At 74.8% G+C, this 14,813-nt stretch carries 12 protein-coding genes; 2 read left to right on the forward strand and 10 right to left on the reverse strand.

From position 1 onward, the window contains the following. Positions 1-13 precede the first annotated feature (13 nt). The 4 genes from WMF11_RS34790 to WMF11_RS34805 all read right to left on the reverse strand — a co-directional run bounded on the left by WMF11_RS34790 (position 14) and on the right by WMF11_RS34805 (position 2,141). Positions 14-400: a VOC family protein gene (locus WMF11_RS34790; RefSeq protein ID WP_437301647.1), complete on the reverse strand. Its 387-nt coding sequence runs from the start codon at positions 398-400 to the stop codon at positions 14-16. 241 nt (positions 401-641) lie between these two features. Further along, positions 642-1,205: a TlpA family protein disulfide reductase gene (locus tag WMF11_RS34795; protein WP_437903549.1), complete on the reverse strand. Its 564-nt coding sequence runs from the start codon at positions 1,203-1,205 to the stop codon at positions 642-644. Beyond that, positions 1,202-1,924, reverse strand: a complete 723-nt coding sequence (locus WMF11_RS34800; protein WP_437543483.1) for a hypothetical protein — start codon at positions 1,922-1,924, stop codon at positions 1,202-1,204. The genes WMF11_RS34795 and WMF11_RS34800 overlap by 4 nt, the downstream gene beginning before the upstream one ends. A 7-nt stretch (positions 1,925-1,931) precedes the next feature. Then, positions 1,932-2,141 carry a DUF4911 domain-containing protein gene (locus WMF11_RS34805; RefSeq protein WP_044969590.1) on the reverse strand — a complete coding sequence of 70 codons (210 nt, stop codon included), beginning with the start codon at positions 2,139-2,141 and terminating at the stop codon, positions 1,932-1,934. Between the two features lie 508 nt (positions 2,142-2,649). Here WMF11_RS34805 and WMF11_RS34810 point away from each other — a divergent pair. Continuing rightward, on the forward strand, positions 2,650-4,350 hold the full coding sequence (locus WMF11_RS34810) for a hypothetical protein (protein ID WP_437973776.1): 1,701 nt from the start codon (positions 2,650-2,652) through the stop codon (positions 4,348-4,350). Between the two features lie 80 nt (positions 4,351-4,430). On the opposite strand, the gene WMF11_RS34815 is transcribed toward WMF11_RS34810, so the two are convergent. The 6 genes from WMF11_RS34815 to WMF11_RS34840 form a co-directional block, all read right to left on the reverse strand. Beyond that, a complete protein-coding gene (locus tag WMF11_RS34815; RefSeq protein WP_437973777.1) occupies positions 4,431-5,711 on the reverse strand; it encodes an aspartate kinase in 1,281 nt (426 codons plus the stop codon). 110 nt (positions 5,712-5,821) lie between these two features. After that, on the reverse strand, positions 5,822-8,362 hold the full coding sequence (locus WMF11_RS34820; RefSeq protein ID WP_437973778.1) for a tetratricopeptide repeat protein: 2,541 nt from the start codon (positions 8,360-8,362) through the stop codon (positions 5,822-5,824). 78 nt (positions 8,363-8,440) lie between these two features. Further along, positions 8,441-9,034, reverse strand: coding sequence for an MlaC/ttg2D family ABC transporter substrate-binding protein (locus tag WMF11_RS34825; RefSeq protein ID WP_437973779.1), 594 nt, complete (start codon positions 9,032-9,034; stop codon positions 8,441-8,443). A 362-nt stretch (positions 9,035-9,396) separates the two neighbouring features. Continuing rightward, on the reverse strand, positions 9,397-10,860 hold the full coding sequence (locus tag WMF11_RS34830; protein ID WP_437973780.1) for a sensor histidine kinase: 1,464 nt from the start codon (positions 10,858-10,860) through the stop codon (positions 9,397-9,399). Continuing rightward, positions 10,860-12,077 carry a type II secretion system F family protein gene (locus tag WMF11_RS34835; RefSeq protein WP_437903555.1) on the reverse strand — a complete coding sequence of 406 codons (1,218 nt, stop codon included), beginning with the start codon at positions 12,075-12,077 and terminating at the stop codon, positions 10,860-10,862. The genes WMF11_RS34830 and WMF11_RS34835 overlap by 1 nt, the downstream gene beginning before the upstream one ends. A 547-nt stretch (positions 12,078-12,624) precedes the next feature. Then, positions 12,625-13,497, reverse strand: coding sequence for a protein-L-isoaspartate O-methyltransferase family protein (locus WMF11_RS34840; protein WP_437973781.1), 873 nt, complete (start codon positions 13,495-13,497; stop codon positions 12,625-12,627). A 140-nt stretch (positions 13,498-13,637) separates the two neighbouring features. Here WMF11_RS34840 and WMF11_RS34845 point away from each other — a divergent pair, with 140 nt between their 5' ends. Continuing rightward, on the forward strand, positions 13,638-14,780 hold the full coding sequence (locus WMF11_RS34845) for a serine hydrolase domain-containing protein (RefSeq protein WP_437973782.1): 1,143 nt from the start codon (positions 13,638-13,640) through the stop codon (positions 14,778-14,780). The last annotated feature ends 33 nt before the right edge of the window (positions 14,781-14,813 follow it).

Consider the following 14,813-nt stretch of genomic DNA (forward strand, 5'->3'; position numbering starts at 1 on the left):
GCTCCGTCAGCCGTCACCCGCCGTGACAGACCGCTTCGATGTTGTGCCCATCAGGATCACGCACGAACGCGCCGTAGTAGCCCGGGTGGTACTGCGGCCGTAGCCCCGGCGGACCGTTGTCGACGCCTCCAGCAGCGAGCGCGGCCCGGTAAAACGCATCGACGTCGGCCCGCGTCTTCGCGACGAAGGCGACGTGCAAGCCGCCCTGAAGCGGGGTTCCCGTGCCGATCCAGAAGTCCGGCTTCCCCTCAGGCCCCAGGCCGGCGTGGGTGCCCGCCTCCCCGGTCATCTCGGGCGTGATCTCCATCACGAGCCCGTAGCCAAGGGGGGCCAGGGCCGCCAGATAGAAGGCCTTGCTCCGCTCATAATCCGAGACTGGAAAACCGATGTGGTCGATCATCATGCTCGCCATCATCGCCCAGACAGACGCGCGCCAGCTGAAGAAAAGGACTGCGCCTCTCCTCGCAGCGAGGCGCACCAGGCGCGGCTGTGCACAGCATTCCTATGGGCGACACGGAATTGCCATCTTCAGCAGGAACTCGGCACTGCGCACCAGGGCCGCTCGCGCGTCAAACGCACCATCCGTCCACACGCAGGCTTCTGGCCGGCGCCGCGGTGTTCGGCGGTCGGCGCTGCCTTGCCTACCGCGCGGGGCGCGCGCTCGCGCGCTCGAGGCCGCGGAGGACCTCCTCGAGCGCTTCCTGGGTGATGAGACCCACGTGCCGGAAGACCTCCCGGCCCCCTGCGTCGAGGACGACGACGCTCGGCACGTGGTGCAGCCCGGCGAAGGGCCCCTCTCCGGCGATCGTCGGGGCGTCCGCGAGCGCCACCGGGTACGGGAGCTTGAGCGCCGCGACGAAGGCCTCGACGAGCGGCCGGTTCTCGCTCGCCTCGAGGACCAGGAGCGCCGCGTTGACGCGCGGCGTGTGATCGCGGAACAGCCCCGCGAGGAACCGCGCCTCCGCCTGAGACGCCACATCGTAGGTCGCGACGAAGCCGATCACGCTGAACCTGCCCGAGAGCGACCCGGTCGAGAGCTCGCGGCCGTCGAGGGTCTCGTACGAGAAGCTCCGCACCGGGCCAGGCGCCGGCGCCGCCGCGGCGACCGGCGGCCCCGCCGCCGGCTCCCGGACGGCGTCGCCGCCCCCACCGCAGCCGATCGCGAGCAGCAAGAGCGGCGTGCAGACCGGCGCGAGCGGCTTCATGGCAGCGGATCACCCTCCAGGTGGGCGTCGAAGAGATCAGCGCAGAGCTGCAGCGAGGGTGGGAGCTCGGCGCCCTTGCGCCGCTGCGCCAGGACGGCATGGCACAGCTCCTCGATGACCAGCTTGATCGGCGTGGCCTCGAGCTGCGCGCCGTCGAGCAGGATCCCCGGACCCGGGGCGTCCTCCGCGCGGACGATGGGATCGTGCCGCGCCCAGGCGATGCCATCCTCGGGGAGATAGCGACACCAGAGCACCCGCACGAAGCGCAGGTAGAGCGGCGTCACCAGCGCCACCACGCGATCGCCCCCCGCGGCGACGCCGCGCAGCGCGAAGCCGCCCGCCGGGCGCGGTGCGTGCTCCCCCCCCTCGATCGCGACCTCGATCCGCTCGCGGCGCCCGGCGTCGCTCTCGACCGACAGGAGCGGCGCATAGATCGCCACCGCGGGCACCTGCAGCTTGGGCGCGTCTTCCGCGAGGACGTCGAGCCACGCCTCGCGCGCCTCGGGGCCGAGCTCCCCGTACACGTGGGCCGCGGCGATGGCCGCCTCGGCGTCGGTCGCGAGCGCGGCGAGCCACTCCCGCCAGGCGGCGAGGATGCGCGGGTCGAGCAGCGCGCCCGACGACGCGGGCAGGCCCTGCGCCGCGCCGTCGGGCGCGGCGGCGTCCAGCGAGGGCTCCTGGGTGAGATCGACCGAGCTCGGGTCGCGGCGCTCCGTCATGCCACCCTCAGCGCAGCGCGTCGCGGCGACGCGCCCCGACGTCGCGCTCCAGATCGCGCACGAGCTCGGCGAACTCGTCGCCCCGTCCGAGCGGCGCCGCGAGCGTGATCTCTCCGCCGCGATCCGCGAACAGCAGCGCGACGCCGTCGCTCGCCTCGACGATGCTCTTCACGAACACGACGTCCGCTGGATGGACCAGGACGTGTTGCACCAGCATCCCGGCGCTCGCATCCGCGATCGAGAGGGGGCCGCGCGCAGGCCCGAGCTGCCCCGCGGCCCCCGAGGGCTGTCCGCCGGCCGGAGACGCGGACGCGACTCGCCTGGAATTGCTGTCGTTCCGGCCCATGGACGGCGGAGCTAAGCACCGCTCGCCGGAGGGATCCAGCGGGCACACCCGGCGGGGATGGCCAGCCCCCTCGCCGCGTCAAGAGGCCGCGTCCCTCCCTCGATCCGCGGGCCCCGCGGCGTTCTCGCGCCCGCCAAAGCGGCGCGAGATCGTCGGGCCGCTCACCTTCACCCCTCTTGATTCGCACGGGCGGCTCGCCGGCGGCGTCGTCGGGAGGCGACAGGCCGCGGGCCCGAGCCAGACGAGAGCCGACGAGAGCCGACGGGAGCCGACGAGAGCCACCGCCGCGAGCCGGGGCAGGCGGGCTCTGGGGCCCACGGAGCGCTCGGGGATCGCCGCGCGGGGCGAAAGCGCCGCGAGGGGCGCTACACTCCCGCCGATGTCAGCCTCACGAGCCTGCAGCGAGCGAATGGAGGAGCGCCGCGAGACGTGCCCGGCGCCGCAGCCGAAGACCGCCGTCGATGACGACGAGCGCGAGCACGACGAGCACGACGAGAACGACGGCAAGCTGATCGACCTGCCGCCGCTCGGGCACGACGAGGAAGAAGGGGGCGACGAGGGCTTCGACGATCTCCTGCAGACGCTCGACGACGCGGAGCAGGGGCTCGACGACGCGAACGCGAGCGACCTCGAGATCGGCGTCGAGCTCGCCATGGACGACGGCGGGACCGGGGAGGACGAGCCCGCGGAAGAAGGCGTCGACGTCGGGGCGCTCCACGAGGGGATCGCGGAGGCCGACGCGAGCACGTGGCTGTCCGATGAGGCCGTCGAGCAGAGCGACGCCGAGCAGGACGATCTCGACGATCACGGCGGGGCGCACGGCGACGACGGCGGCGCGGAAGGGACGGGAGAGGATCCGGCGGACGACGTGGACGAGGGGGAGCTGCCGGCGCTCGACGCGGATCAGGACGGCGCGTACGAGGGCGAAGATCTGCTCGCAGAGCTGCCCGATCTCCCCGACGACCAGGCCCCCGTCTGGGATGCGCTGCCCTGGGTCGTCGTCGAGGACGCGGGCGCCGCCGTCCCGTGCGGCACGCTCGCGGTGGCCGGCGGCTACGTCGTCGCGGGCAGCGCCGGCGCAGAGCCCGGGCTGACGAGCGAGCCCGCCGCGCGATCGGGAGGTCGCCCGCGCCGCGCGGAGCGTGCGGGCGGCGAGCGCGGGGCCGTGCTCGTCGTCGACGCGGGGGCGCTCTCCGCGCGCCGCGCCGGCATCGACACGTCGGCGTCCTCGATCGCGCTGTCGGACAGCGCGATCCTCATCGCCACGCGCCGCGGCAACCTGCTGCTGAGCGACGACCGGGGGAAGAGCGCGAGCACGCTCGGCGCGTGGGGCTCGGGCGGCGCGCCGGTGACGCTCGCGACGACGCCGGGGCGCCTGTGGGTGCTGGCCGGCAAGACGCTGTGGTCGCCCGCGGCCGGCGCGGTCGTCTCGCCGCCGGAGACCGCCTCCGCCGTGGCCGCGGGCTCGCCGCGCCGCGACGGCGCGCCGACGCCGTCGAAGGGCGCGCTCTCCCTGTCGCCCGGGCCCGCGCTGCGGGACGGCGTGCTCCGGATGAGCGCGAGCGAGGGGGTGATCGTCGCGCTCACGAGCGCGGCCGAAGGACCGCAGCTCGAGCGGCTCCGCGGCGACGACGAAGGCTCGCCGGTCGTGCCGCTGTCGGGGGCGGCGCGGCGCGCGGCCGAGGCCGACGACTGCAGGCTCGCAGCGGCGGCCGGCGGGCGCTCGATCGCGATCTCCGGCGCCGGGCTCCTCTGCGTGTCGCGCAACGGCGGCGAGACCTTCCGCGTGCTGGAAGGGCTCGCGGTGGTCGTCGCCCTCGCCTTCGCCGGCGACCACAAGGCGTCGCCGCTGCTCGCGCTCGTCGCGCGCGAGGGCGAGCGCCGGGCGCAGCTGGTCCACGTGCCGTCGAACGCCGCCCCGACGCTCGTCGCCGAGCTCGGCGCGACGCCCCCCGGCGCCCCCGAGGAGGAGGCCACGTCGATCGGACCGGCGGCGATCGCCTGGGACGCGTCGCGCGAGGTCGTGTGGGTCGCGTGCTGGGCGGGGCTCGTCGCGCTCACGCGACAGAGAAAGCACTGACGGTCGTCCTCCGCCTCGCGGGCGGCGCGCGAGCGCCGGCTCGCCGCGCTCGCACATCGCCCGCCTCGCGAGCGGCGCGCTCAGCCGCCGACGAACGACGCGTGCAGCAGGCGCTGCGCGGCCGCGACGTCCGCGGCGTCGACGAGGGCGCCGAGGCGCAGGGGGCCCGCGATCGTGAACCGAGGCGCGATGCCGGCGCGCGCGAGGACCTCCACGAAGCGCGCGAGCGGCTCCGCCGTCGCGGAGAGCCCGTCGCCGACGACGCTGACCGCCGCGAGCCCCTCGACAAGCTCGAGCGACGGCAGCAGCGCGGCGAGCTTTCGCCTGGCCCCCTGCCACTCAGGCACGTTGAGGAGGGGGATCACGAACGCGCCGCCGCCGTGACCGAAGGAGAGATCGCGGAAGCCCAGCCCGAGCTCGCCCGCCGCGCGGAGGACCTCGTCGAGCCGGAGCCCGCCGTCAGCCCGCGCGAGGACGACGTTGCCCTCGGCGACGATCGCGCGGGCCGCGAGCGCCGGAGGCGCCGAGCCCGGCGCGAACCGGCGCACCACCGTCTCCCGCGCGCCGGGGCCGGCGTCGAAGGTGGACCGCGCGACCAGGGCCACGCCGGAGCGCCGCGCCCACTCGACCGCCTGGGCGCAGACGACCTTCGCGCCGCACTCGGCCATCTCCTGGAGGACCGCGCAGTCGAGCTCGGGCAGGTGACGGGCGTCCGGGACGACCCGCGGGTCGGCCGAGTACACGCCGTCGACGTCGCTGTAGATCTCGCAGCGCTCGGCGCCCAGCGCCGCCGCGAGCGCCACGGCCGTGGTGTCGGAGCCCCCGCGGCCGAGCGTCGTGATCTCGCGGCGGTAGCTCATCCCCTGGTAGCCGGCGACGATCACGATGCGGCCGCGCGCGAGCTCGTCCTCGATGCGGAACGGGCGGACCTCGATGATGCGCGCGTCGAAATGGCGATCGTTCGTGAGGATGCCGGACTGGGAGCCCGTGAACGAGATCGCCTCGAAGCCCCGGGCCTGGATGGCGATCGAGAGGAGCGCCATCGACACGCGCTCGCCGGTCGAGAGCAGCATGTCGAGCTCGCGCCGGGGGGGATCCGCGGCCGCGCTCGCCGCCTGCCGGGCGAGCGCGAGCAGGCCATCGGTGGTCTTGCCCATCGCGCTGACCACGACGACGACGTCGTTGCCGGCGCGCTTCGCGGCGACGACGCGCTCGGCGACCTTGCCGATCCTGTCGACGTCGGCGACCGATGAGCCGCCATACTTCTGCACGATGATCGGACGGCCCGCCTTCGCGGGCGAGGCGCCCGGCTCGCACGGCGAGCCCTCCTGCTGGGCGCGGTTCGACGGCTGCTCGGCCATGCTGCACCTCCAAGCGCTGCGCGCGCTGCGCAAGAGCTCGGGCTATCACGGGCGCGGCGCGTGGGCCAAGCGCGCGCCTCCGCCGCGAGGGCGCGGCCGCGAGGAAGCGCTCAGGCGAGCTCGCTCTGGAGCAGCATCTCGTAGAGCTCCGCCTCGGAGTCGCGCCCCTCGGCCCGCGCCCGAGCAGCGAGCCGCGCGAGCACGTCGCGCCGCCGCGGCGCGACCTCCAGGCGGACGGCGTCGTCCCCCTCCTCCATCCGCGCCGAGAGCAGGGCGAGGAGATCGAGATCGCGGCCGAGCCGCTCGAGCACATCGGCGAGCGCCATCGCCACCCCCTGGTCGGCGGGATCGGCGCGGAGCCGATCGGCCAGCCGCTCGGCCAGGAGCTCGTCGTCGACGCCGAACACGCGGGCCAGCGGCACCTGCCCCTCCGCCAGCGTGACGCTGCTGGGGATGGGCGCCGTGAGGTCGGTCGACGTGTCGGACCCATCGAGCGTGGGCATCTCGTCGATGGTCCCGGGGTCGATCGGCGCGGGCTTGGGCGGGGAGGCCGGCGCGCGGGGGACAGGGGGAGGCTTGATCGGCGCCGGAGCGATCACCACCGGCTCGGGCGGGATCGTGCGCCGGCGCGGGGCGGCGACGTGGACCTCGATCCGCTGCTCGGCGCGGGGCCGCTGGACCGGGCCGGGCGGCGCCGCCGGGGCAGGCGCGACCGGCGGCGCGATCTCGCCCGAGACGCGGCGGAACGCGGCGGTGATGCCCGGATCGCGCGGCCGGAGGCGCAGCGCAAGGCCTAGCTGTCGCTGCGCCGCGAGGAGATCCCCCCGGGTTCGCTCCTCGATCTCGGCGGCCTCGGCGAGCAGGGCCGCGACGGCGGCGGCGCCGTCGCCGAACGGCGCTCCCCTCGCGCGAGCGGGGCCCGCGTCGTCCGCGCGGCCCTGGAGGGCGAGCTCCACCGCGTCGCGCAGCCGCCCGAGCGCGACCGACGCTCCCCCGAGATCGCCGAGCCCGGCGCACCAGCGGCCCTCGAGCAGCCGCGCCTCCAGCGCCTCCGGCACGCCGGGCGGGACGCTCCGCACGCGCGCGATCGCCGCCGGGAGATCCCCCGCGATCTCCGCGAGGCCGCGGCCGAGCTCGAGATCGAGCGCGCACGCGGGCGCGCCGCTGCGCGCGGCGAGGGCGCGCGCCCGGGCGAGGAGGTCGAGCGCGCGCCTCCCCTCCCCCGCCGCCCGCAGCGAGCGCGCCAGGCCCGCGACCACGTCGGGGCTCTCCGGCGCGTAGCGGAGCGCCCGCTCGAAGAGCACCCGCGCGTCGGCGACGTCGCCCCGCGCGAGGAACGCCTCCGCGGCCCGGCGAGACACGGCGTGGCGCGCCTCGGCGCCGCGCGCGGAGGCCTCGAGGTGCTCGGCGTCGGCGAGCGCGCCGCGCACGTCGGCGACGTCGAGCCGCGCGTGGAATCGCGCCCACCGCAGCGCCTCGATCCCGGGCGCGCGCGCCACGCCGAGGTTCAGCGCGTCGAGGCGCACGTCGACGGCGTCCGCGAGCGCCGCCGCGCGCAGCCACGCGAGCGCGGCGAGCGGGCCGTAAGGCTCCGCGTGCGCGGCGCGCGCGAGCGCGGAGAAAGCGCCGTCATGATCGCCGACCGCCTCGAGGAGCGCGCCGCCGAGGAGGCCGGCGTCCACGGCGGGCATGGCGTCGACGACGGTCGAGAGCGCCCCCTCGGCGCGCTCGCCGATCACGAGGTCGAGCCAGGCGAGGCGCGAGGAGATCTCGGGGTGCCGCGGGGCGCGCTCCAGCGCGGCGAGGTAGGCGCGCCGCGCCTCGTCGAGCCCGCCCGCGAACGCGAGCTCGTCGGCGGCGCCCGCGAGCTCGGCCGCCTCGAGCGCCCTGAGCGCGCGGTCGCCCAGCGCGGGCGGCGCCGCGCCGAGCGCGCCCTCGGCGCGGAAGCGGCCCGCCTCCGCGGTGACCACGGCCCACTGCACCCCGTCCACGGCGGGCGCCCTCGCGCCCGCCGCGGGCAGGAGCAGGCGGACGATCCGCTCGACCGCGGCGTCCAGAACGATCGCGCCCTCGACGAGGCGCCCGTGCGTACCCGCCATCATCGAGAGCGCCTGCAGCGCGAGCGCGTGCGGCGGGGCGGCGAGGCCGATGCCGCGGGCGCGCTCCGGCAGGAGCCTGAGCGCGCGCTCCCCCGGGGCCACGGCGACGTCGAACGCGAGCGCCGTCTCGCCGGATCGCAGCGCGACCAGCGCGCCGTCCTCGATGGGCGCGATGATGAGCTGCGGCGCGCCGTCGCCGAGGAGGCCGCGGAGCCGCGGCGCGGCCCAGACGGCGAGCTCGGTCCCCTGCGCCTCGACGGAGAGCCGGACGAGCTGGCCACGCCGGTGCCGGAAGCGCGCCACGCCGCCGGAGAGGTCGACGGGGAACCGGATCCCGGCGAGCCGCACCACGAGCTCGGTGACGCGGAGCGGACCGAGCGCGAACGGCTCCCCGAGCTCGATGGCGAGCGCGCCCTTGCTGACGGCGAGCCGGAGGACAGGACGGTCGTCAGGCGGGCGCGGGGCCGCGCCGCCGCCGGGCGCGAGCGCGCGGATCGACGGCGCAAGGCCCAGCGCGCGCGCCGGCCGGCCGCGCCTCTGTCCAGCAGCCATACCCGCCAAGGGTATCAACCCGGCGGCATTTCAGGCGAGTTCACGGCGATCGCGCCGGACGAGGCGCGGCGGGGCGGGTCAGACGTCGCCCTTGGCGAGCTTGTCCTTCATTTTCTGGAGGAGCGCCGGGAACCCATCCTTCTTGATGATCTTCGTGAACTGGGCGCGGTAGCTCCCCACCAGGCTGACGCCCTCGGTGACGATGTCCTGCACGCGCCAGACGCCGCCCTTCTCGGCGAGCTTGAAGGCGATCTCGACCGGCTCCTCGCGCGCGTCCTTCCTGGAGACGGCCTTGGTCTTGACGATGATGGCGCCACCGCTCGGAGTCTCGCTGAGGTACTCGACGTTGAAGTCGAGCGTCTTCTTCAGGTTGCGCTCGTAGGCCTTGCGCACGAGCTGCTTGAGGAGCTCGCTGAACTGCTGCTTCTCGGCGTCCGTCCGCGCGGCCCACTCGCTGCCCAGCGAGGCCTCCGCCAGCGCCGAGTAATCGAGCATCTCGTCGAAGACCGCGCCCACCTTCTTCTGGTTCTCGCCCCCCCCCTTCTTCAGGAGGTCGAACAGGGCCGTCTGCCTGGCCTTGACGACGTCCGTCGCCGTCCCGGCGCTGGCGAGGCCCACCGGGCCGAGCGTGAGCGCGAGCAGCGAGAACGCCGCCGCGAAGAGATGGTTCATCCTGCGTGTCACGTATGGTTCTCCTTCTATGGCTGCGGGCAGCGAGCGCGCCTCGGGAGGCTTCTACTGCTCACCTTGGTCCTACGCAAACGGCCTGCCAGGTCGGACGCAGGGCCCGGCGGCCTGGCGACGTCCCGCCCCTGCTCTCCATGAACACCGCGAAAAGAGACAGCAATCCGGCTGCACTGGCCCGCTCCCAGGGGCAGACGACCGCCTCGGCGGCCTATTCACGCGCGGCGGCGGGCTCGACCGCAATCTCGGCTGGGCGCCCGGAGAAGCTCGTGCGCGGCGCAGCGGGGCGTGAACGGAGCGCCACGCGTCCGATGTGACGATGCATCGACCGCGGCCGCGCGGGCTCCGCGTCAGCCCGCCGGGCGCGATCGCGGGGAGAGCTCCGCGGCGACGGCGAGGCGCTCCGCGCCGCCGGACTCCGGCGGCCGGTCCGGGACCCTCACCCGGAACGCGGTGCCCTCGCCCTCGCGGCTGTCCACCTCGATCGCGAAGCCGTGATCGTCGAGGATCCGCTTCACCACGGCCAGGCCGATGCCCATGCCGTGCGTGCGGGTCGTGAAGAACGCGTCGAAGAGGCGATCGCGGGCGCCCGCGGGGATGCCTCGCCCCTGGTCGCGGATCTCCAGGAGCCAGGCGCTCGGGTCGCGCCAGAGGCGCACGGTCACGACGGCGCCCGCGGAGCTCGCCTGGATCGCGTTCCGCACGAGGTTCCAGACGACCTGGCGCATCTGGGCCGCGTCGGCGGTCACCGGCGCGGACGGCGGCCCATCGAAGCGCACCTCGACGTCGCTGCCGCGGCCCGAGCGCCCCGCGAGCACGACGACGTCGCGGGCCGTCGCCGAGAGGTCCACGCCCTCGAGCGTGGGCACCCGCGGGCGCGACAGATCGAGCATGTCGCCCACGAGGTCGTTCAGGCGCGCGGTCTCGCGCTCGATGATCTCGCAGAGCTTGCGGTCCTCGTCGGAGAGCGTCCCGCCCGTGCGGAGGAGCTCGATGGACCCCGCGATCGAGCCGAGCGGGTTCCTGATCTCGTGGGCCAGCCCCGCGGCGAGGCGGCCCAGCGCCGCGAGCCGCTCGGCCTGCTCCGCCCGCGCGGTGGCCTGCACGAGCCGGCCGCCCGTCGCGCGCAGCCGCTCCGCCAGGTAGCTCGCGAGCAGCGTGACCACCAGGATCGCGAGCAGGTTGACGAACATGGGGTACCGCAGCTCGCCCCACTGCGTCGCGTACGCCCCGACGGGCTGATCCGGCGGCACCCCGAGGAGGTGCAGCCCGAGCGCCGCGCACAGGACGAGGTACGCCGCCGCCCCCGACGCCGCGGCGACGATGGCGCCGGGGAGCCCGAGGAGGATCGCCCCCGTGAGGCAGGTGAGGCCGTAGAGCGACGTCGCGCCGCTCGAGGCCCCGCCGGTGATGTACACGAGCGCGGTCCAGGTGATCTGATCGGTCACGAGCTGCGCCCGCGCGATCGCCCGGAGGGCGCGGTTCATGCGCAGGAACACGGCGTAGATGCCGGAGACGCCGTACGCGGCGGCGACCGTGACCAGCGCGACGTTGCTGGAGAAGCTCCCTGGGGTGAAGCCGCCGAGGTACACCGCCGCGGTCACGACGAGGAAGACGGTGAGCACCGCGAGGCGCAGCGCGATGAGCCAGGTGAGCCGGCTCGCGAGCGGCGCCTCGGCGCCGCCGGGAGCGCCGGACGGGAGCAGCATCGCCGGCGCCGAGGCGCGGGCGTCGCGCGACGGCGCGGCCTCGGCGTGATCTCGCGGCGCCCCGGCCTCGCCGCCCGGGCTCGCCGGGGAGGCCGCGGGCGACATCACTCCGCCTTGATCTTGCCGGCGAGATCGAAGATCGGCAGGTACATCGAGATGAGCACGACGCCCACCATGCCGCCGACGATGACCATGAGGAGCGGCTCGAGCAGCGACGTCAGCGCGGCGACGGCGACGTCGACCTCCTCTTCATAGAAATCGGCGATCTTGTTGAGCATCGTGTCGAGGGCGCCGGTCTGCTCGCCGACCGCGACCATCTGCACGACCATGCCAGGGAAGACCTGCATCTCGCCGAGCGGCTCGGCCATGTTCTTCCCTTCGGAGATCTTCTGGCGGGAGTACATGAGGCCCTCCTCCACGACGACGTTGCCGGCCGTCTTCGCGACGATGTCGAGCGCGTCGAGGATCGGCACGCCGGAGCCGAGCAGCGTGCCGAGCGTGCGCGAGAACCGCGCGACGGCGATCTTCTGCATGACCGGGCCGATGATGGGGAGCCTGAGGATGAGGCGGTGCACCATCCGCTTGCCGGACGGCGAGCGGTAGAAGTAGGTCGCGCCGACGACCGCGCCCACCGCCACGACCACGATGAGCGGGAGGTAGGTGACGAACGTCTTCGAGACGGCGATGACGATCTTCGTGAGCTGCGGGAGCGCGTCCTTCGCGCCGAACTCCGCGAACATCGTCTCGAAGGACGGGATGACGAACGACATCAGCACGACCATGACGACGACCATGATCACGATGACGGCGATCGGGTACGCGAGCGCGCCCCGCACCTGGCGCGCGAGCTTCACGCGCTTCTCGATGTAGATCGCGAGCCGGTTCAGGATGCTGTCGAGGATGCCGCCCACCTCGCCGGCCTGGACGAGGTTGACGAACAGGTCGTCGAAGATCTTCGGGTGGCGCCGGAGCGCGTCGCTGAACGTGGCGCCCTGCTCGACCGTGTTCTTGATGTCCTTCAGCGCCGCCTGGAAGACCTTGTTCGGCTCCTGGTTCGACAGGATCTCGAGGCACTGGACCAGCGGGAGGCCCGCGTCGATCATCGTCGCGAACTGGCGGATGAACTTGACGAGGTCCTTCGGCTCGACGCCCGAGCCGAAGCTCAGGCTGAGGCTGAGCTGCGCCCCCTTCTTCTTGACGCGGGTGGGGTTGAGCTGCTGAGCGCGGAGGCGGTTCTGCACCGCCGCCTCGTTCTCGGCCTCCATGGTGCCCTTCCGGATCTCTCCGGTGCGGCCGCGCGCCTCCCAAACGAACTCCGCCATAGTGCTCCCGGTCTTCTCCCTGATCCACGACGGGCCTAGCCGACGCGCAGGGGCGGCCCCGCCTCGGGGGAGGCCAGGATAAAGTTCCAGGCGGTCCAGGGTCAAAGACGGTGGCGCGTTCTCTGATCCGGCAGGGGGGGCGGTGGGGGGCGGTGCGATGGGACGGGGGAGGAAGGAAGAGAGGGAGGGAGAGGGCGCCGCGCCGAGCAGCACGCGCCGGCGGGGGTCTCCGCGCGGCGGGGGCGGGCGGGCGCTCGGCCATCCGCCAAGACCGGAGCGGGAGAGCTTGCGCTGAGAACACCGCCCGGCATGTCTCCCTTCGGGCCATGCCACCTGGAACGTTTCGTCGCGCGCCACACAAGGCGCGCCTGAGACGCCGCGCCCCCTGACACCGGATGGTACCTCGGTCGGTGCTCGCCGCGCCCACCCGCCCCCGCCGCGCGGAGACCCCCGCCGGCGCTCACCTCGATCCCAGCCCGACGGGGCGTCTGATCCGGATGGGTCAACACCGGACGACGAAGGCGTCGGTACGTGGCCGCTGCGAGAGCTACCCGCGCCCGCGCTCCGCCACGTAGCGGACCGCGCCGTGCACCTCGCGGAGGAGCGCGCCCTGCCGGCGCTCGACACGCACGAGCTCCTGGTGGCCCTCCCACGCGCCGACCGGCGCGACGAGGACGCCCCCGTCGCTCAGCTGCGCCTCGAGCGCCGTGGGAGGCTCGGTCAGCGCGTACGTCACCGCGACCTTCCAGGGCCGCTCCGACGACGATGTCCGCTCGCCCGCGAGCACGCGCTCGGCGAGCGAGCGCCCGTCGCCGCACAGCAGCGTGACGCCCGCGCCCTCGTCGAACGGCGCGGCGGCGCTGGCCAGCGCCTCGTCGCCCTCCTGGCGATCCGGCCGCGCGCCGAGCAACCGCGCCGCGCGCGCGTGCAGCACGGGGTCGATCTCGATCGAGGCGACGTGCCCGGTCGGGCCGACGATGCGCCGCGCGAGCGCCGCCCCGTAACCGGTGCCCGTGCCGAGCTCGAGCAGGCGATCACCCGGACCGAGATCGAGCAGGCTGTACGTGAGCAGGTACGCGTGCGGCGCGCTCACCGTCGCGTGACCCGCGCGGTCGAGCGGCAGCGGCGTGTCGTCCGCCGACGCGGCGAGATCCTCCGGCAGGACGAAGCGCTCGCGCGGCACGAGCAGGATCGCGTCCAGGTAGTGGGCGAGGAACTCGAAGCGGCGCGCGAGCTCGGCCACGAGCGGCGCCCGCGCGACGCGGCCGGCCTCGGCGAGCTCGACGTCGGACGCGATGGCCGCGTCGAGCCGCTCGGGGACCGGCTCCCAGCGATCGGGCCGGCGATCGTCGTACCTCGCCGCGAGCGCGGCGAGCGGCGCGACGGCGGCGCGTATTTCGGTGCCCACGGGAGAAGCCACGGGGAGATCCTGAAGCAGGACCGCCGGTGCGGCTCGATCTTTCAGGGAACGCGTCGCGATTGTCCACGCGTCGCCCGGCTCATCCGTCCGGCCGCCAGAGCTCGTTTGACACGGGCGCCCCGCCCTCCTCATCCTCGGCCATGACCCCCGTCGATCTCACGCCGATCGCAGCGCTCGCGATCGAAGCGCACCGCGCCGCGCCCTGCGCTTGCGTCGCCGCAGCCATGCGCACGCGAGACAACGTCCGGTACGGAGCGGGCGCCGCTGGACGGCTGTGGCAGGAAGACAGCCCGCCGGCCGGCGCCCGCAACGCGACGCCGGCCGCGGCGACGGGCGACGCGATCTTCGATCTGGCGTCGGTGACGAAGCCGTTCACCGCGCTCGCGTTCGCCCGGCTCGCCCGCGCCGGCAAGCTGAGGTTCGACGAGCCGCTCGGGCAGGTGCTGCCGGAGCTCGCCGGCACGCGATCGGCGCGCGTGCCGCTCGAGCTCCTCGCCGCCCACCGCGCCGGGCTCGAGGCGCACCGCCCGCTCCATCCGCCCGGCGACGACGCGCCGATCGATCCCCTCGGCGCGCTGCTCGAGTGCGCGAACGGGCGCCGCGCGGAGTGCGAGGGAGATCCGCCCGCCGGCGGGTTCCCGCCGGTGTACAGCGACCTCGGGTACCTGCTGCTCGGCGCCGCGGTCGCGCGGCGCGGCGAGGCTGAGCTCGACGAGGTCGTCGCGCGGGAGGTGACGGGCCCGCTCGGGCTCGCGGTCGCGCCCGTCCGCGCGCTCCGGCGGCGTGATCCGCGGTTCGACGAGCGCGTCGTCCCCACCGAGGACGTCGCGTTCCGCGGGGGCGTGCTCCGCGGCGCGGTGCACGACGACAACGCCTGGACGATCGCGCGCGACGGGATGGCCGGGCACGCGGGCCTCTTCGGCGACGCCATGTCCGTGGCGCGGCTCGGGGTCGCGCTGCTCGAGGCGCTCGCGGGCGAGCGCCAGGAGTGGCTCTCGCGCGACGAGGTAGAGCGGCTGATCGCGCCGCGCCCGGGCGGGTCGCTGCGCGCCGGGTTCGACGGCAGGAGCGGCGAGAGGCCGAGCTCCGGCGCGCGCTTCGGACCGCAGACCTTCGGCCACCTCGGCTTCACCGGGACGAGCCTCTGGATCGATCCGGAAGCGGAGCTCGTCGGCGTGCTGCTCACGAACCGCGTCCACCCGACGCGCGCCTCCGACGCGATCCGTCGCGCGCGACCCGCCGTCTATGACGCGATCGTGGAGGCCATGGCGCAGGCGCGATGAGGCGAGGGCGGATGGCGCGCCGCATCGCTCCCG

It is taken from the genome of Sorangium sp. So ce295 (assembly GCF_051527405.1).
GTDB lineage: Bacteria > Myxococcota_A > Polyangia > Polyangiales > Polyangiaceae > Sorangium > Sorangium cellulosum_B.

Bases quoted from the DNA above. Each gene is read 5' to 3' on its own strand.
- WMF11_RS34800 (WP_437543483.1), bottom strand. From the start codon at position 1,924: ATGACGGAGCGCCGCGACCCGAGCTCGGTCGATCTCACCCAGGAGCCC.
- WMF11_RS34825 (WP_437973779.1), bottom strand. From the start codon at position 9,034: ATGAACCATCTCTTCGCGGCGGCGTTCTCGCTGCTCGCGCTCACGCTC.
- WMF11_RS34845 (WP_437973782.1), top strand. From the start codon at position 13,638: ATGACCCCCGTCGATCTCACGCCGATCGCAGCGCTCGCGATCGAAGCG.
- WMF11_RS34790 (WP_437301647.1), bottom strand. From the start codon at position 400: ATGATCGACCACATCGGTTTTCCAGTCTCGGATTATGAGCGGAGCAAG.
- WMF11_RS34830 (WP_437973780.1), bottom strand. From the start codon at position 10,860: ATGTCGCCCGCGGCCTCCCCGGCGAGCCCGGGCGGCGAGGCCGGGGCG.
- WMF11_RS34820 (WP_437973778.1), bottom strand. From the start codon at position 8,362: ATGGCTGCTGGACAGAGGCGCGGCCGGCCGGCGCGCGCGCTGGGCCTT.
- WMF11_RS34805 (WP_044969590.1), bottom strand. From the start codon at position 2,141: ATGCTGGTGCAACACGTCCTGGTCCATCCAGCGGACGTCGTGTTCGTG.
- WMF11_RS34795 (WP_437903549.1), bottom strand. From the start codon at position 1,205: ATGAAGCCGCTCGCGCCGGTCTGCACGCCGCTCTTGCTGCTCGCGATC.
- WMF11_RS34815 (WP_437973777.1), bottom strand. From the start codon at position 5,711: ATGGCCGAGCAGCCGTCGAACCGCGCCCAGCAGGAGGGCTCGCCGTGC.
- WMF11_RS34810 (WP_437973776.1), top strand. From the start codon at position 2,650: ATGTCAGCCTCACGAGCCTGCAGCGAGCGAATGGAGGAGCGCCGCGAG.
- WMF11_RS34835 (WP_437903555.1), bottom strand. From the start codon at position 12,077: ATGGCGGAGTTCGTTTGGGAGGCGCGCGGCCGCACCGGAGAGATCCGG.